We start from the raw sequence: 18,238 nt of genomic DNA on the forward strand, positions 1-18,238 counted from the left end.
CAGGGGGGCGGGGGAAGCGCAAAAGGTTCGGCGGGCCGGTTTCCGGCCTCAATCGATGACGCCAAGCCGCGGAAACGCGTCCGGGGCGGCGGCGAGCATGGCGCGGGCGCGGGCGGAATCGTTGTCCATCTGGCGGATCAGGGCATCCAGGCCCTCGAATTTCAGCTCCTCGCGGATGAAGCCGATAAAGGCGCAGTCGAGCGTCTGCCCGTAGAGATCCCCCTTGAAGTCGAACAGGAAGATTTCCAGCAGCGGCGCACCATTGTCGAACGTCGGGCGGCGGCCGAAGCTTGCGACCCCATCCAGCCGCTCCGCGCCGCGGCCGACCCGCACCGCATAGATGCCGTGCTTGAGGCCGCAATTGGCATCAAGGCGGATATTGGCGGTGGGATAACCGAGGTCGCGGCCGCGCTTCTCTCCGTGGATGACCTCGCCGGTGATAAACCAGGGCGCGCCGAGCATGGCCGTGGCCTCGTCGAGTTGGCCTTCGGCGAGCGCGATTCGGATCGCGCTGGACGAGACCGGCCGCTCGTCGATATCGACATGCGGCTGCACGTCGACCTCGATGCCGAGCCGGGGCGCCTCGTTGACGAGGAGGCTCGGCGAGCCGACCCGACCCTTGCCGAAGTGGAAGTCGTAGCCGACGGCGATTCCGCCGATGCCCAGGCGCCCGATCAGGTCGTGGTGAATGAAGTCTTGCGCGCTGGTCCCGGCGCGGGACTTGTCGAAGGTCATGACCACGGCGCCGTCAAGTCCGGTGCCGGCCAGAAGCCGCAGCTTGGCACGCTCGTCCGTCAGGCGGAATTGCGGGGTGTTGGGGCTGAAAAACCGGCGCGGATGCGGCTCGAAGGTCAATGCCAGCGCAGGGCGGCCATGTAGCCGGCCCATTTCCAGCGCCGCAGCGATTACGGCGCGATGGCCGAGATGAACGCCGTCGAAATTGCCCATGGCGACCACGGCACCCCTTGCAATGGCGGAGTCCGGCGTGGTGTCGCGGATAACGGTAAAATGCGGGGCCATCAGGGGAATCTCGAACCGGCGGGACCGGCCGGGACCGTGGCGCGACGGGCCGGATGAAGTCAAGCAGGAGGGGGCGGCCGCATCGAGTGCGATTTCAGTCCACCGGGGGCGTTCCCAGTTAACGCGCTGTTTAACGCCTTGGTGCTAGTCCTTGGGCGTGGAACCGCGGGGCTCCGGCCCGGCAGGTCCGATCGTAATATTTCCTGGGTTTGCGTTGGGGGAGTCGAGATGGCGGTTGATTTGTCGATGTCGGTTCTGGTGGTTGACGACTACAGCACCATGATCCGTATCATCAGGAACCTCCTGAAGCAGCTTGGCTTCGAGAATATCGATGATGCAAGCGACGGTTCGGCAGCGCTGAACAAGATGCGTGGCAAGAAGTACGGGCTCGTGATTTCCGACTGGAACATGGAGCCGATGACGGGTTACGACCTGCTGCGCGAAGTGCGCGCGGATCCGAACCTCGCCACCACGCCCTTCATCATGATCACGGCCGAATCAAAGACCGAGAACGTGATCGCGGCCAAGAAGGCCGGCGTGAACAACTACATCGTCAAGCCGTTCAACGCGGCGACGCTGAAGACCAAGATCGAGGCGGTCTTCCCGGACATGGCGAGCGCGTAAGGCGCGATCGAAGCCATCAGTTGAATTCGGAAAGCCCGGGCGATTGTCCCGGGCTTTCTGCGTCGGGTTCGTCGTTCCGGAATCGACGCCCCACATCAACCGGGAATGACGATCAACTCGCTACCACTTCAGTTCGCGCATCAGCGCCTTCGGGGGATGGCCGAACAATTCCAGCACCGACGCCGGGTCGAGCTGGTCGAGACCCTCGAACTCCTCGGCATGGATGCCGCGGGTCACGAACAGGCAATCGATGCCGAACTCGCGCGCGCCGGTGAGGTCGGTCCGGACGGAATCGCCGATCGCGAGCACCTTTTTGCGGTCGATCTGGTGGCCTTGGCGTTCGCCGGCGAGCGCCATCGCGCGCTCGTAGATCGGCCGGTGCGGCTTGCCGTAGAAGATCACCTCGCCGCCGAGCTCGCGATAGAGCTCCGCGATCGCGCCGGCGCAATAGATCAGGCGGTCGCCGCGTTCCACCACGATGTCGGGGTTGGCACAAACCAGCGTCAGCTTGCGCTCGCGCGCCTTCAGCATCATGCCGCGATAGTCTTCCGCCGTCTCGGTCTCGTCGTCATAGAGGCCGGTGCAGACGATGTAATCCGCCTCTTCCAGCGGCGCGGTCACCGCATCGAGGCCGCGATAGATCGAGTTGTCGCGCTCGGGGCCGAGCCAGAACATCTTGCGGCCGGGATGGTCGGCGACATAGAGCCGCGTCAGGTCGCCTGAAGACACGATCGCGTCATAGGTCTCGTCGGCGACGCCGAGCTTGCGCAATTGCCGCTGCACGGAGTCGGCCGGGCGCGGCGCGTTGGTGATCAGGATGACCGTACCGCCGCGGCTGCGGTAGGTGTGCAGCGCCTCGCAGGCTTCGGGGAAGGATTCAAGACCGTTATGGACCACGCCCCAGATGTCGCTGAGCACGACGTCCACGCCCGCCACGAGTTCACGCAGGCTTTCGGCGAAATGCAGTGTGGTCATGATGCGTGCGGCCGATCAGATACGTCGCGCGAGCGCGGCGTTGCCGGTGACGCGCTGTGGCGCAGACGCAGCCGACGTCGCGCCTGAGCTGGATATGCCGGAGCCATTGGATCCCTGAATGTCCTGTGCCTGGTTCGGCGCGGCGGTAGCAGATGACCCCTCCGGCCGCAATGGCCGGGGCGGCGCGAACAGGAACCCCTGGCCGAACCGCACGTCATAATCGAGCAGGTCGATCACGGCGCGCTCGCCCTCGATTCGCTCGGCGATCAGATCGATGCCGAAGCGGCCGAGCAGGTCGGAGAGATCGGACGGGTGGATGTCCGAGGCCGAAGCCTGCCTGGGGTCGAGCAGGAGCGAGGCCGGCACCTTGATGAAGCGCACGCCGCGATCGGCGAGCTCGCGCGGTTCGATGCGCAAATCGGTGACATGGTCGATCGAGAAACGGAAGCCGCGCTGGGCGAGCGCCGCGAGATTCTCGGTTTCGGCCGGGCCGAGATTGCGGAAGGTGGATTGCTTGAATTCCAGCACCAGCGAGGGCGCCAGCGCCCGATTGGCTTCGAGGAAATCGAGGTATTGCGCGAAGGTCGTGGAATTGCCGAGCGTGGAAGCCGCGACGTTGCAGAACACGCCGACTTCCTTGTTGCGTACCATCAGGCGCCGCAGCACCTGCACGCAGCGCAGCATGACCATGTTGTCGATGCGCCCGATCAACCCGGAGGCCTCCGCGATGCTGATGAACTCCTCGGCCGCGACCAGCTGGTCACGCTCGTCGCGCAGGCGCGTCACGGCCTCGTAGAACCGGACCTTGCGCTGCGGCAGCGACACCATCGGCTGGAGGAAGATGTCGATGCGGTTCTCGTCGATCGCGTTGCGGAGCGTCGCCAGCAATTGGGTCTGGTTGCGGCCGTTGGCGGTCTGAACCGGATTGGCGGTCTGGGTCTGGATCGCCGGTGCTGCCGGCCGCATTGGCGGCGGCGCGGGCGCCGGGGCAGCCGGCCGTTCCTCCTCGAACGTGGCCATCAGGTCGAGCGGCGCGTCCGGCTCCTGCCTTGCGACCGGCGCGGGGGCCGACACTGGCGCGTTGCCGGCCATCAGATCCTCATGGGCCGACACGGTGGTGGCGAGTTGCCTGACCAGTCCGCCGAGTTCGTTGATCTCGCCGACCACCGACTGGATGCGGTCGGAGTTGGCCGAATTGGAAGAGGCGATGCGTGCTTCGATCGTGGCGAGCCGGCGGCCGAATTCGGCGACCTGACGGGCGAGGTCGGCGGTGCCGCGCGAAAGATCGGCGATCTGGCCGCCGACGTCGCTGCGGTCGCGCAGTCGCATCGACACTGCATTGTAGAGGATCAGGAAGGTCAGCGCCGTCAGCGCCACGATCGCGGATTCGGTTCCGCTGATGCCGGCGACCGCGTAGAGCAGGAGCCCGAGCGAGGCGGCGACCAGAACCATGCAGATCGCGATGAAGATCGTCGAAATACGAATCATGCCGCGCGTTACGCCTCAAGAGCTGACTGCCTGACCGGGAAAACACGGGTGGCGTTTCGAACCCGTCACGCCGCATGCTCCCCCAAGCGGCATGACCTTAACATCATTGTTGATTCGAGGGGATAGCGGCCCAATCGCAGAGTCAGGACGGCGCCGCGGCGCCGACCGTGTCGGCCGAGACGGCCTCGCGGGTGCCTAGCGGCTTGGGCGGCCCGGTGGTCGTGTCGCGCAAGGTCTGCCGTTCGATCTCCGAATTCAGCTCAGCCCCGAACATGATGACGATGGCCGACATCCACATCCACATCATCAAGCCGATCGCAGCGCCGAGCGAGCCGTAGGTCGCGTTGTAATTTGCGAATTCGGACAGATACCAGGACAGCAGCGCCGAGCCGGCGATCCAGAGGATCGCGGCCGTCACAGCGCCGGGGCTCAGCCATTGCCAGCGCGGGGCGTCGCGGCTGGGCGCGAAGCGGTAGAGGACGGCGAGCGCCGCAAGGAGAATGACGAACAGCACCGGCCATCGCGCCAGCGCCACGATCAGCTTGCTTTCGGGCGCCATGCCGAGGTGGTTGAGCGCGAGCGGGAAGGCGACGACGGCGCCCACCATCAGCAGCAGGGCAACGATGCCACCGACCGTGAAAGCCAGCGAGACCGTGTTCAGCCGGATGAAGCTGCGCTTTTCACGCTCCTCATAGGCGACGTTGAGGGCGTCGAAGATGGCTTTGACGCCGGCATTGGCGCTCCAGATCGCGAGCACGAGTCCAAACAGGAAAGTGAAACCAAGGGTCGCGCCGCCGTTCGACACGACGCGCGCCACCTGGTCCTCGACGATCTGGAACGCGCCCTCGGGCAGCATCATCGCGAGCGATTGCAGGTTGGAACTGATCGTCGAGGGATCGGCGAACAGGCCATAGAATGAAACCAGCGCCGTGATAGCGGGAAAGATCGCGAGCAGTCCGAAAAAGACGACGCCGCCGGCGGTCGCGAGCAGGCGATCCTCGTCGATGCGCTGATAGGTGCGCCAGAGGATGTCCTTCCAGCCTGCCCACGGGATCGCGAACGGGCTTTTCGCGCGGCGGCCGCGGCCGGGCTGCGAGGCTGCGCCCGTCGGGCTCGTTTCCGGCGAATTCGCCTCGCCGTTGCGGTGGTCTTGCGGAGGTCCCGGCCGGATCAGGCCAGAATCCTGGAAATACCGTTCCGCGGTGAGCACGAACACGGTCGTGGCTGCGACTAACAGCCAGCTGTCGAATTGCTCGGCGCGCCGCATACGCATTTTCAGGTATCCGCTCCGTGGCCGTGACGCCGCCTGCGCGCGGCCGTGATCCCGACCAGCCCAACGGCCGCGAGCATCAGCCCGAGTTGCACGGGCCGGTTGGACCGAGCCGGCCACGTGCTGCCGCCATGTCCTGACTCATGTCCTCGTTCGCCCGGCGCGAGCGGCGCCAGGGGAATTGTCGTCGCGACCTCTTTCACCGCCTCCTTCACCGTTCCGCGCGGGATGCGCGGGGTGGCGATAGCCACCCGTAGGCGGCTGGCGAGCGGCACGATCGGCTTGGTCTTGCGCTTCATCTGGGCCATGGCCACGCCGGCGCAGGCGGCGGCCAGGACCAGGAGCACAGCGCCGACGGCGCCGAACCCCCAGAATTGCCCGTAATGGATTGCAATCCAGCGGTACAGGGCGATCAGGCCGACGAAGAAGGCTGCGACGACGAACAAGCCCGCAACCGCGAGCAGTCCGGCCGCAGCCGCGTACGACGTCATGCGCCCTGTGGCCTGGTTGCTCCGGTCGCGGGCATAGGACTGGGCGGCGCGCTTGAGATGGTTGAGCTTGAGCGCGACGCCGGCGCGCAGCAATTCGCCCGATGGCGCAAGCATGCAGTTATCCTCCGAGTGCGAGAAAATTCGTCGGGGGATGAACGTGGCGGTATTTGACTTGTTCCGACGAGGTCTGCCCGCCGTGATGGATCAGCCGAGATCGGCTGCCGCGATCCAGAACACTTCGCCCTCGGAGTCCTCGGTGTCGAGCCAGAGCAGCGGCAATTCAGGAAAGGCCTCGTCAACCAATTCGCGGCCGCGGCCGATCTCGCAGATCAGCCCGCCATGCGGCGTCAAATGGCCGGGCGCATCGCGCAGGATCCGGCGCACCACATCGAGACCGTCGGCGCCGCCGTCGAAGGCGAGCTTCGGCTCGGCCCGGCACTCGGGCGGCAGCGCCGCCATGCCTTCGGCGTCGACATAAGGCGGGTTGGTGATGATCAGGTCGTATTTGGTGTTACCGAGTGGGGCGAACAGGTCGCCGCGATGCAGGCTGATCCGGCCATCGAGCCCGTATTCGCCGACATTTCGTCTGGCGACGTCGATCGCGCCCTTCGAGATATCGACGGCATCGATCGTGGCGTTCGGGAAATGATGCGCGGCGAGGATCGCGAGGCATCCCGATCCCGTGCAGAGATCGAGCACGCGCTCGACGGCGCTGGAATCGTCGATCAGCGAGCCGGCTTCGCCGTCGCCGCCGAAATGCGACTCCAAGAGTTCACCGATGAAGGAGCGCGGAACGATGACGCGCTCGTCGACATAAAACGGCAGGCCGCGCATGTAGATCTTGTTGACGAGATACGCGGCCGGTTTGCGCGTGGTGACGCGCTGATGAACGAGATCGATGATGGTCCTGCCCTCGGCGGTCGTGACGCGCGCGTTGGCAAAAATCTCGAACTGCTCGGGATGCAGATGCAGGGCTTCACAGACCAGGAAAGCCGCTTCCGCGACCGGATCGGGCGTGCCATGGGCAAAGGCGAGCTTGGCCTCATTGAAGCGGCTCACTGCATAGCGGACGAAATCGATCAGCGTGAGAAGCTCGCGGCGGCCCACCTTCGCGAGCTTTGGCGCGGCGTGGCCGCGCACGGCCTTTTTGGATGTTGTTGCCATCAGGATCGGGTCCAGCGTGCGGCGGCTTCGTCGTCGCGGGCCTGGGCCTCGACCCAGCCGGTGCCGGTGGCGCTCTCTTCCTTCTTCCAGAACGGCGCGTTGGTCTTGAGATAATCCATCAGGAACTCGGCTGCCTGGAACGCTGCCTGGCGGTGCTGCGAGGCGGTCAGCACCAGCACGATGTTCTGGCCGGGCATGAAACGGCCGACGCGATGGATCACCGTGACGCCGCTGAGAGGCCAGCGCGAGATGGCCTCGTCGGCATGGCGCCTGATCTCTTCCTCGGCCATGCCGGGATAATGCTCCAGCGAGAGCGCGGCGATCTTCGCGCTGTCTTCGTCGCTGCGGCAGATGCCGGAAAAACTCACGACCGCACCGATGTCGGTGCGGTTCCCGGTCAGCACCGCGATCTCGCGTGCGATGTCGAAATCGTCTTGCTGGATACGGATGGTGACGGGGCAGGTGGTGACGGGCATGGCCTAGCCGCCGGTCATCGGCGGGAAGAACGCGATCTCGCGAGCGCCCGCGATCGCGGCGTCCGACTTGACGTGGGCATGGTCGATCGCGGTGCGGATCACCTTCGGCTTCTCGAACGCATAGGCGTAGGCTTCGCCTTGGCCGGACAGCCAGGCGATCAGCTCTTCCACGGTGCGCACGGTCGCAGGCGGCTCGATCGTCTCCTCGGCCTTGCCGATGCGCTCGCGCACCCAGGCGAAGTACTTCACCTTCATCCCTCATCCTCCTTGATGAGGTGATGGATGCCGGCGCCGAAATAGTCGTAGCCGGTGTACATGGTGAGGATCGCCGAGGCCCAGAGCAGCGCCAGCCCGATCATCGAGACCATGGGCACGACCTCATCGCCGGCCGGACCAGCCAGCAGGAAGCCGATGGCGATGAGCTGAACCGTCGTCTTCCATTTCGCAAGCTTGGTCACGGGCACGCTGACACGCAGCGCGGCAAGATATTCGCGCAGGCCCGAGACCAGGATCTCGCGGCACAGGATCACGATGGCGGCCCACAGCGACCAGCCGTGAATGATGCCGTCGGCGGCCAGCATCAGCAGGCACGAGGCGACCAGAAGCTTGTCGGCGATCGGATCGAGCATGCGGCCGAACGCCGATTGCTGATTCCAGATCCGTGCGTAATAGCCGTCGAGGTAATCGGTGACCGCAGCCGCGATAAAAATGGCGACGGCGACCCAGCGCAGCCACAGCGGGCCGTCCATGATCGACTGTGCGTAGATGCACCCGACCACGACCGGGATCGCGGCGATCCGGCCGTAGGTCAGGATGTTCGGGAGGGACATCGCGCGGCTGGTCGTCCCTCGTGTCGTGGCGATGTTCATCCGTCCTACCAATACCGCTGCAGCCTGAAGGTCAACCGTTCCGCTCCCCAAATGGGGTGCGGGATGCGACGACCATATGACCGCGGCCCCCCTTTTATTTCACCCCGGCTGGGGATGGAAATACTCGAAAATCCTGCGGGCGCTCTCGGCGCTCACCCCCGGAACCTTACCGAGATCGGTGATCGAGGCCCGTTCGATCTCCTTCAGGGTTCCGAAATGATGCAGCAAGGCACGTTTGCGTGACGGACCGATGCCAGGAATCTCCTGCAAGCCGGCCTCGCGGATGTCCTTCTTGCGCAGCTTGCGGTGCGAGCCGATGACGAAACGGTGCGCCTCGTCCCGCAGCCGCTGGATGAAATAGAGCACGGGGTCGCGCGGCTCCAGCTTGATCGCCTCGCGCTCCGGCATGAACAGGGTCTCGCGGCCGGCATCCCGGTCCGGCCCCTTGGCCACCGACATCAGCGCCACCTGGGTCAGGCCGAGATTTGCAAAGATGTCCCGGACCGCGTTGAGCTGGCCGCGGCCGCCATCGATGATCACGAGATCGGGCCATTGCGGGAAGTCGTCGTCCTTGGCTTTGGCCGCATTGTCCTCGGGTGGATTGATCAAGCGCTTGAAACGGCGTTCGAGCACCTCGCGCATCATCCCGTAATCGTCGCCGGGCGTCAGGCCCTCCGACTTGATGTTGAACTTGCGGTACTGGTTTTTCACAAAACCGTCCGGGCCGGCGACGATCATGGCGCCGACTGCGTTGGTGCCCTGGATGTGGCTGTTGTCGTAGACCTCGATCCGCTTCGGCGCATGCGTCAGGCTCAGGGTCGTGGCCATGGCGTCCAACAGGCGGCTCTGCGTCGCGGTGTCCGCGAGCTTGCGGCCCAGGGCCTCGCGCGCGTTGGTGAGCGCGTGGGTGACGAGCTCCTTCTTCTCGCCGCGCTTCGGCATGGACACTTCGACCTTGCGGCCGGCCTTGATCGACAGCGCGTTGGCGAGCAGCTCGCTCTCCTCGATCTCGTGCGAGAGCAGGATATTCCTCGGCGGCGGCTTGTCGTCATAGAACTGGGCGAGGAAGGAGCCGAGCACCTCTTCCGGCGTATAGGTCTTCTCCGCGCGCGGGAAATAGGCGCGGTTGCCCCAGTTCTGCCCGGTGCGGAAGAAGAACACCTCGACGCAGGAGAAGCCGCCCTCCTGGTGGATGGCGAACACGTCGGCTTCTTCCACCGTGCGCGGATTGATGCCCTGCTGCGACTGGATCGCGGACAGCGCAGCGAGGCGGTCGCGGTAGAGCGCGGCGCTCTCGAATTCGAGCTCGCCGGAGGCCTTCTCCATCTCCGCGGCAAGCTCCTGCTTCACCGCATGGCTCCTGCCGGACAGGAAGTCGCTCGCCTCGCGCACCAGGGTCGTGTAGCCGGGGAAGTCGATCTCGCGGGTGCAGGGGCCGGCGCAACGGCGGATCTGGTAGAGCAGGCAGGGCCGCGAGCGACTCTCGAAGAAGGAATCCGTGCAGGAGCGGATCAGGAACGCGCGCTGAAGTGCGGTGATGGTGCGGTTGACGGCGCCGGCGGAGGCGAACGGGCCGAAATAGCGACCCGGCCGCGTCTGCGCGCCGCGATGCTTCAGGATCTGCGGCGCCCAATGGTCGCCCGTGATCAGGATATAGGGAAACGACTTGTCGTCGCGCAGCTGCACGTTGAAGCGCGGCCGAAGCTGCTTGATGAGGTTGGCCTCCAGCAGCAGGGCTTCGGTCTCGGTGTGGGTCGAGATGATTTCCACGGTCACCGTGGCGGCGATCATGCGCAGGATGCGCGCCGGCTGCGGCGCACTCTGGCGCGCATAGTTCGACAGGCGCTTTTTGACGTTCTTGGCCTTGCCGACATAGAGCACGTCGGCATTCGCATTGAGCATGCGGTAGACGCCGGGCGAGGTGGGGGCGAGGCGCACCGCGCGTTCGATCGCCTCGTGGCCGGTCGCCAGCGGCTCTTCGCCGACGGTGCCGCTCTCTTCCAGGATGTCCGGCAGCCGCGCATCGTCCTCGTCGTCGCCATTCGCAGTGGCGGGATCGAGGTCCGGCGGCGCGGCTTCCGTTTCCTGGGGAGGGACGTCGGGTGCGTTGCCGCGCACGGGTTTGCGTACGCGTGCGTCGTCCGGATTGTCGGGGGAATCGTGAACCATGGTGCGAATTTAAGCGCTGCGGGTGTCGATTTGAAGTTCCGGCCGAGCGGCACGCACAGGATGGCGGCGCAGTTCCCGGTAACGCTTGCTTAAGCCTGTTAACAGCGCAGTAACCCGGCTTAACAGGCCTTTAACTTAAAACTCTCGATAAATCTTACGCGAAAAATGGTGGTTCCGTAACCATGCGGTTTTGCCTCGCGCGGCGACGCGGGCATCGCAGCGGTGACGGGAGTTGCGTTGGAGTGTGTGATGAAGAGGCTCGTTGTGGGCGCAGCCGCATTGGCTGCAGTCGGCTGGACGGCTTCGGCAGAGGCCGCCGATCTCAATTACGGGCAGCGAGCGCCCTACACGGTCAATCAGCCGCTCAACGCCTATAGCTGGGCCGGTCCGTATCTCGGTGGCAATCTTGGCTATGAATGGGGTTCGGTGAACAACAATCCCGCAAAACCGTCGGGCTTCGTCGGCGGCGTTCAGGCCGGCTACAATTTCCAGAACGGCCCATGGGTGTTCGGCGTCGAGGGCGACATCCAGGCCGCCGGTGCCGACGACACCTTCGCGCCGTGGAAGTTCTCCAATCCGTGGTTCGGAACCCTGCGCGGCCGCGCCGGCTACGCCTTCAGCAACGTGCTGTTCTACGGCACGGCGGGCCTCGCCTTCGGCGAGCTGCGCGCGCAGACGTTCGGCTGGACCGAGTCGCACACCAGCGCCGGCTGGACCATCGGTGCCGGCGCGGAAGTTATGTTCGCGCCGAACTGGAGCGCCAAGCTCGAATATCTCTATATCGATCTCTCGACGAGTCAGTTCGCGATTACGGGCGTGTCAAACGGCTATAGCGCCAGCGTTGTGCGCGCAGGCGTGAACTATCACTTCTGATAGCTAAAGAAGAAAATACCGGACCAACCTCCCGGCCGCTTGCGGCCGGGATTTTTTTGACGCTTGGCTCGCTAGGGAAGGATGACCAAATCGACCGCCTTCGGCCCCTTGCCCTTCTTGTCCGGTTCGACTTCGAAAGTAATACGCTGTCCTTCGGCAAGGTCCTTCAGTCCGGCCCGCTCCACAGCAGTAATATGTACGAAGACGTCGCGGCCCCCGTCGTCCGGTTTGATGAATCCGTAGCCGCGCTCACCGTTGAAAAACTTGACCGTTCCCGTCATGGCCATCGGGAAACTCCCCCTCATTGCTCCTCCGTCGTGACGCAGACGCGCGTCACGACATGACCGGGCCTTACGAAGCCCGGGAGCTGGCCATCCTTCGGCAGACCATTCGGTCCGACTGGATCTTTCTTAGGCCTTCACTCCGCCGCAACCATTCGCGGAAGCGGAACGTAAAGCCAGTCACTGCAACAGCATAATACGGTTCTCTGCAGATTGACTACCGCTCCTGCATATTTTTCCCAAGAATGCCGGAGTGTTACGGTCTCGGCACCTCTAACCGGAATCTGGCAGCGCCACCCTGGCCGAGCGGCATTTCCAGCTCCGGCAGGATCGTCTTGAGTTCGCCGTGCAGCGTGTAAGGGGGATTGACGATCAAGAGCCCGCTGGAGGTGAGGGCTGCGCCGTCGGCTTGCGGCGCCACGCTGAATTCGAGGCGCAGGCATTTTCCCGGCGGTTTTGCTGCGGCTGCGAGCCGCGCCACTGATTGCACCAGCGTGTCGGTGGCGCGTCGGCTCTTGGCGGGATACCAGATTACATAGATACCGGTCGGCCATTTCGCGAAAGCCGCCGAGAAGGCCTCTGCGAGCTTTTCGAACTCGTCCTTTGCCTCGAAGGGCGGGTCGATCAGAACGAGCCCACGCCGTTCCTTCGGCGGCACGAAAGCCGGCAGCGCCATCCAGCCGTCGAGGTCGACCACGCGGGCCTGTTCGTCGCGGCGCAGTACGCCGATCAGCGCCTTGCGCGCCTTCGGCTCGAGCTCGCAGAGCAAGAGGCGGTCCTGCGGCCTCAGCAGGCCGCGTGCGATCAGCGGCGAGCCCGGATAGGCCTTGAGCTCGCCCTTCGGATTGAAGGCGCGGACGATGTCGAGATAGGGCTTGGTCAGCGCCATGGCGTCGTTCGACAACCGCGCCTGCATCAGCCGCGCAATGCCCGTCAGCCACTCGCCGCCCCGGCGCGCTTCGTCGCTTTCGAGATCGTAGAGGCCAGCGCCGGCATGGGTGTCGATGACGCGGAACGCACCCGGCTTGTCCTGGAGATAGGTGATGATGCGCGTCAGCACGATGTGCTTGATGACATCGGCGAAGTTGCCGGCATGGAAGGCGTGGCGGTAATTCATGCAAGAGCACTACGCCACGTGACGGCCCGAGCAAAGAGGCACGACGCCTGGGCTAGCCACCCCGGATCGGCGGCATCGTCACCTGGTCGCGGCGGCAGGCGCGGCGGTCGATCTCCTCGCAGGCGCGGAATTGCAGGTCCTTGCTGAGGCAGATGCGGACTTCCGATAGCCGCGTCCGGTTGCAGGTGATCGAGACGGCGGCATTGCTGAGGCCCGGATTGGCCTTGATGAAGGCTTCCTCCACCTCCGCCGGCGCCACGGTCTTGGCCTGCGATAGATCGAGATATTCGGCTGGAATCTTGATCGCGGCGCGCGCCTTGCGGATCGTCTCGAAATAGCTGCGGTCAGCGAGCCCCGAGCAGGTGCCGTGCTTGTCCCACTCATTGAAGATCAGCCCCGGCGCCGGCATCAGATCGAGCATGGAGGAGACGATGCTGCGGTTCAGCCGCGGCGAGGGCCGCTGGCAATATTCCGGAAATCCGCTCTCATATTGCGGCCACAAACCATGCACCACGAAAGCGTAGGGCCGTCCGCTGCACTGGGTCTGCGAGCGGCCGCCGCGCTCCGCCGCCTCCTCGCAGAAAGAGGGCGACCAAGACAGTGACAGCACATAAAAATCGAATTCGCCGGGCGTGTTCTGCCGCTTGTCCTGGGCCTTTGCGCCATCGGCCAGCGCAGCCAGCCCGGCCGCAAGCGTCAGCGAGATCATCAGGCGGGAGAACGAATGCAATCTGGAATGAAACATGGCGACGCCCCTCAACTAGACTGTGCAGACAAGCCTAGCAGGCGATAAGAACATTTCAAGAACAAAATGCGGGTGACCGTCGTTCGGCCGCCTGATCGGTCCGGATCAGAACGTTTCAATTACTGTTTGGCGGCGCGGCAGGCCGGGTTGTAGGCCCAGTTGCGGTCGAGCCCGACCACGCACCATTCGACGCCTTGGCCGTAGCCGGCGAAGCCGCCATCCTCCACGATCGAGAAATGCACCTTGCGCATCTTGCCGTCCGTGAGCATGGCCTCGCCGGTGCAATAGCGGCGCGGGATGTTGTCGGATGCCCAAGGCCGGAACGCGGTCTCGTGAACTGCGGCGAAGCCGGTGATCTTCAACGAAGAATTCCAGAACGCGCTTTCTTTCTCCCAGAACTGGGTCGCGATCGTCGGCAGCGCCCTGTCGCACTCGGAGACGTTGCCGTCATAGCGCGGCCCGCTCAGCCAGAAATTCAGCTCCAGCGGATTGGCGGCCCTGGCCTCGCCGAGCGACAGCGCCCCGAACAGGAGGCCGAGCACGGCGGCAAAGCGGAGCGATTTCAGGAAGGTCGAGGCGCGCATGGATGATCCAGACAGCATGATCTGCAAGGGTCGGACGGTGCCGTGAAGGCCGGGGGAGGTCAAGTGCAGCGCGGCAACACTTGCCGACGAGTTGACCGCAATGCTGCGTTGGACCGGCCATCCGTTCTTTCCACCGCCGCGCCGACACCGTAAACTGCCGCCAACCAATCGGAGTGACGGGAATGCGAATCATTGCGGCCGCGGGCCTACTTGCCTTGGGTATGATGGCGAGCCAGTCGGCGCATGCCGATCTGCTTCCGGTGCCTCCGTTCAAGGGCAACGACACCGGCGGCATCATCGCCTATTCGATGGCAACCCAGGTCGATGCGCGGCAGGTCGCGGTCGATCACTGCGCGCGCTATGGCAAAGTCGCCAAATTCCTGGCGGTGCAGGCCTATGAGGGCGGCTACATCTCGTTCTCCTGCCGCTGGGTGCCCTATGGCGCCGCCGACCAGCCGATCCGCACGCTCTACTGAGGCGCTTTCGCACGCCGCTACCTCTCAGCCGGGAACTTCCCACATGACGCGCAAACTCGCTTTGCTCGGCTCCGCCCTTTGCCTCGTGTTGTCGGCAGGCAGCGCTCGCGCTGACGACCTGCCGGTGCGTAAGGCAGGGCTGTGGGAATTGAAGATGGTCCGGACCGGCACGCCGGTGCCCGAGATGACCATGCAGCACTGCACCGACGAGACCGTCGACAAGGAAATGAACAACAACGTCTCGCCGATGGCCAAGCAGATCTGCGCCAAGCAGGACATCAAGAAGACCGCGACCGGCTATGTCAGCGATTCCGAGTGCAATGTCGCCGGCATCAGCACGACTTCGCATGCTGAGATCACCGGCGATTTCAATTCGGCCTATACGGTGAAGACGTCGTCGCACGCGCAAGGCGGCGCCGCCGGCGCGGCAGGCCGCGACACGACCGTGCAGCTCGAAGCGAAATGGCTGGGAGCCTGCAAGCCGGACCAGAAGCCCGGCGACATCGTGATGCCCGGCGGCTTCAAGATGAACGTGCGTGACATGGACAAGCTGAAGGCGCTGCTGCCGAAGTAAGGCTCTTCCCCTCTCCCCTTGTGGGAGAGGGTGGCTCGCCGCGCAGCGGCGAGACGGGTGAGGGGTTTGTCTCCGCGTGTGACTCTTTTCGCTTTGAATTCGCGGAGAGAGACCCCTCATCCGGCGCTTCGCGCCACCTTCTCCCACAGGGGGAGAAGGGAAGAGGCAGCTACACCGGTATCCGCACGCTCGCCCTTAATCCGCCCATCGGACTGTCGCCAAGCGTGATGTCGCCGCCGTGCGAGCGGGCGATGTCGCGGGCGATCGCGAGGCCAAGACCTGTGCCGCCTTCGTCCTGGTTGCGGGCGTTGTCGAGCCGCAGGAACGGCTTGAACACCTCTTCGCGCAGATGGGCGGGAATGCCCGGCCCGTCATCGTCCACCGTCACGGTCAAATAACGGTGATCGCGCTGGCCGGTGATGGCGATGCTCTTGCCGTAGCGGGCGGCGTTGGTGACGAGGTTGGCGAGGCCGCGCTTGAATGAGGCCGGCTTCACCGTGACCACGGGCAGCCCGTTGAACGCAACGGTCGCCGTGTGGCCGTGGCGCTCGGCGTCGCTGCGCAGCTCCTCGAGCGCCTGGGCCATGTCGGTCGGCTGCGACTGCTCGCCGGAATCGCCGCGGGCAAACGCGAGGTAGTCCTCGAGCATCATCGACATCTCGTCGACGTCCTTGCGCATGCCCTCCATTTCGGGGCTGTCGCCGATCAACGCCAGCTCGAGCTTGAACCGCGTCAGGATCGTGCGCAGATCATGGCTGACGCCGGCTAGCATCGCGGTGCGTTGCTCCATCGTTCGCTCGATGCGCGACTTCATTTCGAGGAAGGCGACCGACGCGCGCCGCACCTCGCGCGCGCCACGCGGGCGGAAATTCGGCGCCTCGCGGCCCTTGCCAAAACTTTCGGCGGCGTCGGCAAGTCGCAGGATCGGCTTGATCTGGTTGCGCAGGAATAGCACCGCGACGATCAGCAGGATCGAGGACGTGCCGACCATCCAGAACAGGAAGATCTCCGAGTTCGAGGCATAGGCGGCGCTGCGCTGTGCGAACACGCGCATCACGGCGTCGTCGAGCTGGATCCGGATCTCGACGAGGTTGGAGCGGCCGACCGTGTCGATCCAGAAGGAGCGCCCGATCTGGCGGCCGAGCTGCACCGACAGCGTCTGGTCGAGCAGCGAGAAGAACGGCTTTGGTCCCGGCGGCGGCATGTCGCCGGCCGGGAGGAAATCGACGACGAGGCCCAGGCGCTGCTGCGCGATGCGGCGGATCTGGTCGCGATCCTTGTCTTGCGGGTAGCCCTTGTAGACGTCGATCAGCGCGGCGATGTCCTGCACCACCGCGGCCGACAGGCGGCGTGTCACCGTGTTCCAGTGCCGCTCCATGAACACGAAGGCGACCACCGATTGCAGGATCACCATCGGCACGATCATGATCAGCAGCGCACGCGCATAAAGGCCGGTCGGCATCCAGCCCTTGAACGCATTGCCCATCCAGCCATTGGCGGCGGAGACGCGGCCGGCGGCGCTCTTCAAAAGCGTCAGGCCGGTATCGATCGTGCTCATCGGTGGCGGTTCACTCTTTATGGCGAGGCTACCAGCCGGTAGCCGATGCCGCGCACGGCCTGGAGGAACAGCGGATTGGCGGGATCGGTCTCGATCTTGCGCCGCAGGCGGTTGATCTGCACGTCGACGGCGCGCTCGTTGACGCTGCCATTGCCGGTCAGCGCGCTGCGCGGCACGGTCTCGCCCGGTGTCTCCGACAAAATCCGCAGCATCTCGCGCTCGCGGTCGGTGAGGTGAATGACGTCTTCGCCCTGGCGCAATTCGCCGCGGTCGAGGTGATAGATGTACGGGCCAAACGCGATCTTCTCGACCGCAGCGGCCTGTGGCGGCGGCGCGGCGCGCTTGAGGATGTTGTTGATGCGCAGCGCAAGCTCGCGCGGCTCGAACGGCTTTGCGACGTAATCGTCGGCACCGATCTGCAGGCCCTCGATGCGCGCTTCGGCTTCATGCCGCGCCGTCAGCATCACGATCGGCACCGAGGACGAGGTCCGGATGAAACGGGCGAGATCGAAGCCGGTCTCGCCGGGCATCATGACATCCAGGATCAAGAGGTCGAAGTGCAGGCCCAAAAGCTTGGAACGGGCATCGCTAGCGCTCGCGGCGGTCGAGACGCGATAACCTTCGCCGGCAAGGAAGCGCGAGAGCAGATCGCGGATGCGGCGGTCGTCATCGACCAGCAGGAGATGCGGGGCATCGTCTGCGGGACGTGCCGGCGGGCGTGCGAGCGTGGCAGCGAGCGGCACGGTCACTCCTTGTCCTGATTGACGGTGGCAAAGATCGTCTCGAGCACCTTGTCCGGATCGTCGCGGTCGATCATCGCGCGCAGGAAGCGCTTGACGGTCTCGGCATCCTGCGGCGCCATCTCGGCAAGCGCCTTGGTGATGCGCGTGGTCTGGAGGCCGGCGAGCTTCTGCACCAGCGCCTCGCCCTTCGGTGTCGCAAACAGCAGGCGTTGGCGGCGATCATTGTCGCCGGTCTTCTGCACGATATAGCCCTCGTCCAGGAGCTGCTTGAGCACCCGGCCGAGCGATTGCTTGGTGATGCGCAGGACGTCGAGGAGGTCGGCGACCTTGAGGCCGGGATAACGATAGACAAAGTGCATGACGCGGTGATGGGCCCGGCCGAAGCCGAACGCCTCCAGCTCCTGGTCGGGATCGCCGACAAAATCGCGATAGGCGAAGAACAGCAGTTCGATGATATCCCAGCGCAAATTGCCTCCGTCGTCTGCGGCCGGCCGCGGCCCGGCTGCGTCTTGAGAAGGAGTCGCGAAATTTATGTCAGGCATATTGACGTATCTTGGTCTCAATGTTACAAAACGATCAGCCCGCACGAAATTTTAGATCGTTTCGCGTCGGGTGGGCGTCGAAGCAAGGCGGCCGCAGTGGGCCGGACAGGCGGCAACGGCCGGAGCAGATCTACCGTGCGATGTCGAACGGCATTTCGGCAAAACATACTGGACTTCCGTCTTCCGCAAAAGCATGTCC

The 18,238-nt window shown here is 64.7% G+C and carries 21 protein-coding genes; 4 read left to right on the forward strand and 17 right to left on the reverse strand.

Annotated elements, in window-relative coordinates:
* Nucleotides 1-48 precede the first annotated feature (48 nt).
* Nucleotides 49-1,020 (reverse strand): bifunctional riboflavin kinase/FAD synthetase, encoded by a 972-nt coding sequence (locus tag IVB07_RS05390; protein WP_018453485.1) that lies wholly within the window; start codon nucleotides 1,018-1,020, stop codon nucleotides 49-51.
* A 228-nt stretch (nucleotides 1,021-1,248) separates the two neighbouring features.
* Here IVB07_RS05390 and IVB07_RS05395 point away from each other — a divergent pair, with 228 nt between their 5' ends.
* Nucleotides 1,249-1,644: a response regulator gene (locus IVB07_RS05395; protein WP_007596883.1), complete on the forward strand. Its 396-nt coding sequence runs from the start codon at nucleotides 1,249-1,251 to the stop codon at nucleotides 1,642-1,644.
* Between the two features lie 120 nt (nucleotides 1,645-1,764).
* Here the strand turns inward: IVB07_RS05395 and IVB07_RS05400 are convergent, their stop codons facing one another.
* The 9 genes from IVB07_RS05400 to uvrC form a co-directional block, all read right to left on the reverse strand.
* Complete coding sequence (locus IVB07_RS05400) at nucleotides 1,765-2,619, reverse strand: TIGR01459 family HAD-type hydrolase (protein ID WP_018453486.1); 855 nt, start codon at nucleotides 2,617-2,619, stop codon at nucleotides 1,765-1,767.
* Between the two features lie 15 nt (nucleotides 2,620-2,634).
* Nucleotides 2,635-4,107 carry an EAL domain-containing protein gene (locus IVB07_RS05405; RefSeq protein ID WP_018453487.1) on the reverse strand — a complete coding sequence of 491 codons (1,473 nt, stop codon included), beginning with the start codon at nucleotides 4,105-4,107 and terminating at the stop codon, nucleotides 2,635-2,637.
* A gap of 142 nt (nucleotides 4,108-4,249) precedes the next feature.
* Complete coding sequence (locus IVB07_RS05410; RefSeq protein WP_026232540.1) at nucleotides 4,250-5,380, reverse strand: YihY/virulence factor BrkB family protein; 1,131 nt, start codon at nucleotides 5,378-5,380, stop codon at nucleotides 4,250-4,252.
* A gap of 2 nt (nucleotides 5,381-5,382) precedes the next feature.
* On the reverse strand, nucleotides 5,383-5,982 hold the full coding sequence (locus IVB07_RS05415) for a hypothetical protein (RefSeq protein ID WP_018453489.1): 600 nt from the start codon (nucleotides 5,980-5,982) through the stop codon (nucleotides 5,383-5,385).
* Between the two features lie 90 nt (nucleotides 5,983-6,072).
* Nucleotides 6,073-7,032 (reverse strand): 50S ribosomal protein L3 N(5)-glutamine methyltransferase, encoded by a 960-nt coding sequence (prmB, locus tag IVB07_RS05420; protein ID WP_247767504.1) that lies wholly within the window; start codon nucleotides 7,030-7,032, stop codon nucleotides 6,073-6,075.
* A complete protein-coding gene (locus IVB07_RS05425) occupies nucleotides 7,032-7,508 on the reverse strand; it encodes a molybdenum cofactor biosynthesis protein MoaE (RefSeq protein WP_018453491.1) in 477 nt (158 codons plus the stop codon). Before IVB07_RS05425 ends, prmB begins: the two co-directional genes overlap by 1 nt.
* A 3-nt stretch (nucleotides 7,509-7,511) precedes the next feature.
* Entirely contained in the window at nucleotides 7,512-7,763 is a 252-nt protein-coding gene (gene moaD, locus IVB07_RS05430) for a molybdopterin converting factor subunit 1 (protein ID WP_018453492.1), read from the reverse strand.
* Entirely contained in the window at nucleotides 7,760-8,377 is a 618-nt protein-coding gene (gene pgsA, locus IVB07_RS05435) for a CDP-diacylglycerol--glycerol-3-phosphate 3-phosphatidyltransferase (protein WP_007596859.1), read from the reverse strand. Before pgsA ends, moaD begins: the two co-directional genes overlap by 4 nt.
* A 99-nt stretch (nucleotides 8,378-8,476) precedes the next feature.
* On the reverse strand, nucleotides 8,477-10,546 hold the full coding sequence (gene uvrC, locus IVB07_RS05440; protein ID WP_018453494.1) for an excinuclease ABC subunit UvrC: 2,070 nt from the start codon (nucleotides 10,544-10,546) through the stop codon (nucleotides 8,477-8,479).
* Nucleotides 10,547-10,795: 249 nt separating this feature from the next.
* Here uvrC and IVB07_RS05445 point away from each other — a divergent pair, with 249 nt between their 5' ends.
* Entirely contained in the window at nucleotides 10,796-11,419 is a 624-nt protein-coding gene (locus IVB07_RS05445; protein WP_018453495.1) for an outer membrane protein, read from the forward strand.
* Nucleotides 11,420-11,490: 71 nt separating this feature from the next.
* Here IVB07_RS05445 and IVB07_RS05450 read toward each other — a convergent pair whose 3' ends face one another.
* The 4 genes from IVB07_RS05450 to IVB07_RS05465 form a co-directional block, all read right to left on the reverse strand.
* Nucleotides 11,491-11,706 carry a cold-shock protein gene (locus IVB07_RS05450; protein ID WP_007614865.1) on the reverse strand — a complete coding sequence of 72 codons (216 nt, stop codon included), beginning with the start codon at nucleotides 11,704-11,706 and terminating at the stop codon, nucleotides 11,491-11,493.
* 250 nt (nucleotides 11,707-11,956) lie between these two features.
* A complete protein-coding gene (gene rlmJ / locus IVB07_RS05455; protein WP_018453496.1) occupies nucleotides 11,957-12,817 on the reverse strand; it encodes a 23S rRNA (adenine(2030)-N(6))-methyltransferase RlmJ in 861 nt (286 codons plus the stop codon).
* A gap of 52 nt (nucleotides 12,818-12,869) precedes the next feature.
* The gene (locus IVB07_RS05460; RefSeq protein ID WP_026232541.1) at nucleotides 12,870-13,562 is read right to left on the reverse strand and encodes a ribonuclease T2; all 693 of its coding nucleotides are present in this window, start codon (nucleotides 13,560-13,562) and stop codon (nucleotides 12,870-12,872) included.
* Nucleotides 13,563-13,681: 119 nt separating this feature from the next.
* Nucleotides 13,682-14,146 (reverse strand): hypothetical protein, encoded by a 465-nt coding sequence (locus tag IVB07_RS05465; RefSeq protein WP_018453498.1) that lies wholly within the window; start codon nucleotides 14,144-14,146, stop codon nucleotides 13,682-13,684.
* 182 nt (nucleotides 14,147-14,328) lie between these two features.
* Between IVB07_RS05465 and IVB07_RS05470 the strand changes: the two genes are divergently transcribed.
* Nucleotides 14,329-14,622 (forward strand): hypothetical protein, encoded by a 294-nt coding sequence (locus IVB07_RS05470; protein WP_026232542.1) that lies wholly within the window; start codon nucleotides 14,329-14,331, stop codon nucleotides 14,620-14,622.
* Nucleotides 14,623-14,665: 43 nt separating this feature from the next.
* On the forward strand, nucleotides 14,666-15,196 hold the full coding sequence (locus tag IVB07_RS05475; RefSeq protein WP_018453500.1) for a DUF3617 family protein: 531 nt from the start codon (nucleotides 14,666-14,668) through the stop codon (nucleotides 15,194-15,196).
* A gap of 169 nt (nucleotides 15,197-15,365) precedes the next feature.
* On the opposite strand, the gene IVB07_RS05480 is transcribed toward IVB07_RS05475, so the two are convergent.
* The 3 genes from IVB07_RS05480 to IVB07_RS05490 are packed head-to-tail and all read right to left on the reverse strand — an operon-like array spanning nucleotide 15,366 to nucleotide 18,039.
* Nucleotides 15,366-16,754 carry an ATP-binding protein gene (locus IVB07_RS05480; RefSeq protein ID WP_247767505.1) on the reverse strand — a complete coding sequence of 463 codons (1,389 nt, stop codon included), beginning with the start codon at nucleotides 16,752-16,754 and terminating at the stop codon, nucleotides 15,366-15,368.
* A 17-nt stretch (nucleotides 16,755-16,771) separates the two neighbouring features.
* On the reverse strand, nucleotides 16,772-17,503 hold the full coding sequence (locus tag IVB07_RS05485; protein ID WP_018453502.1) for a response regulator transcription factor: 732 nt from the start codon (nucleotides 17,501-17,503) through the stop codon (nucleotides 16,772-16,774).
* Nucleotides 17,500-18,039 (reverse strand): MarR family transcriptional regulator, encoded by a 540-nt coding sequence (locus IVB07_RS05490; RefSeq protein WP_007596846.1) that lies wholly within the window; start codon nucleotides 18,037-18,039, stop codon nucleotides 17,500-17,502. Before IVB07_RS05490 ends, IVB07_RS05485 begins: the two co-directional genes overlap by 4 nt.
* Between the last annotated feature and the right edge of the window lie 199 nt (nucleotides 18,040-18,238).

Source organism: Bradyrhizobium sp. 172 (assembly GCF_023101065.1).
Taxonomy (GTDB): domain Bacteria; phylum Pseudomonadota; class Alphaproteobacteria; order Rhizobiales; family Xanthobacteraceae; genus Bradyrhizobium; species Bradyrhizobium canariense_D.

Excerpts from the sequence above, each read along its gene's own strand:
- IVB07_RS05445 (WP_018453495.1), top strand. The coding sequence starts at position 10,796 with ATGAAGAGGCTCGTTGTGGGCGCAGCCGCATTGGCTGCAGTCGGCTGG.
- IVB07_RS05395 (WP_007596883.1), top strand. The coding sequence starts at position 1,249 with ATGGCGGTTGATTTGTCGATGTCGGTTCTGGTGGTTGACGACTACAGC.
- IVB07_RS05425 (WP_018453491.1), bottom strand. The coding sequence starts at position 7,508 with ATGCCCGTCACCACCTGCCCCGTCACCATCCGTATCCAGCAAGACGAT.
- IVB07_RS05390 (WP_018453485.1), bottom strand. The coding sequence starts at position 1,020 with ATGGCCCCGCATTTTACCGTTATCCGCGACACCACGCCGGACTCCGCC.
- moaD (WP_018453492.1), bottom strand. The coding sequence starts at position 7,763 with ATGAAGGTGAAGTACTTCGCCTGGGTGCGCGAGCGCATCGGCAAGGCC.
- IVB07_RS05415 (WP_018453489.1), bottom strand. The coding sequence starts at position 5,982 with ATGCTTGCGCCATCGGGCGAATTGCTGCGCGCCGGCGTCGCGCTCAAG.
- prmB (WP_247767504.1), bottom strand. The coding sequence starts at position 7,032 with ATGGCAACAACATCCAAAAAGGCCGTGCGCGGCCACGCCGCGCCAAAG.
- IVB07_RS05475 (WP_018453500.1), top strand. The coding sequence starts at position 14,666 with ATGACGCGCAAACTCGCTTTGCTCGGCTCCGCCCTTTGCCTCGTGTTG.
- IVB07_RS05460 (WP_026232541.1), bottom strand. The coding sequence starts at position 13,562 with ATGTTTCATTCCAGATTGCATTCGTTCTCCCGCCTGATGATCTCGCTG.
- IVB07_RS05410 (WP_026232540.1), bottom strand. The coding sequence starts at position 5,380 with ATGCGTATGCGGCGCGCCGAGCAATTCGACAGCTGGCTGTTAGTCGCA.
- uvrC (WP_018453494.1), bottom strand. The coding sequence starts at position 10,546 with ATGGTTCACGATTCCCCCGACAATCCGGACGACGCACGCGTACGCAAA.
- IVB07_RS05470 (WP_026232542.1), top strand. The coding sequence starts at position 14,329 with ATGCGAATCATTGCGGCCGCGGGCCTACTTGCCTTGGGTATGATGGCG.
- pgsA (WP_007596859.1), bottom strand. The coding sequence starts at position 8,377 with ATGAACATCGCCACGACACGAGGGACGACCAGCCGCGCGATGTCCCTC.
- IVB07_RS05405 (WP_018453487.1), bottom strand. The coding sequence starts at position 4,107 with ATGATTCGTATTTCGACGATCTTCATCGCGATCTGCATGGTTCTGGTC.
- rlmJ (WP_018453496.1), bottom strand. The coding sequence starts at position 12,817 with ATGAATTACCGCCACGCCTTCCATGCCGGCAACTTCGCCGATGTCATC.
- IVB07_RS05400 (WP_018453486.1), bottom strand. The coding sequence starts at position 2,619 with ATGACCACACTGCATTTCGCCGAAAGCCTGCGTGAACTCGTGGCGGGC.
- IVB07_RS05480 (WP_247767505.1), bottom strand. The coding sequence starts at position 16,754 with ATGAGCACGATCGATACCGGCCTGACGCTTTTGAAGAGCGCCGCCGGC.
- IVB07_RS05465 (WP_018453498.1), bottom strand. The coding sequence starts at position 14,146 with ATGCGCGCCTCGACCTTCCTGAAATCGCTCCGCTTTGCCGCCGTGCTC.
- IVB07_RS05450 (WP_007614865.1), bottom strand. The coding sequence starts at position 11,706 with ATGGCCATGACGGGAACGGTCAAGTTTTTCAACGGTGAGCGCGGCTAC.
- IVB07_RS05490 (WP_007596846.1), bottom strand. The coding sequence starts at position 18,039 with ATGCCTGACATAAATTTCGCGACTCCTTCTCAAGACGCAGCCGGGCCG.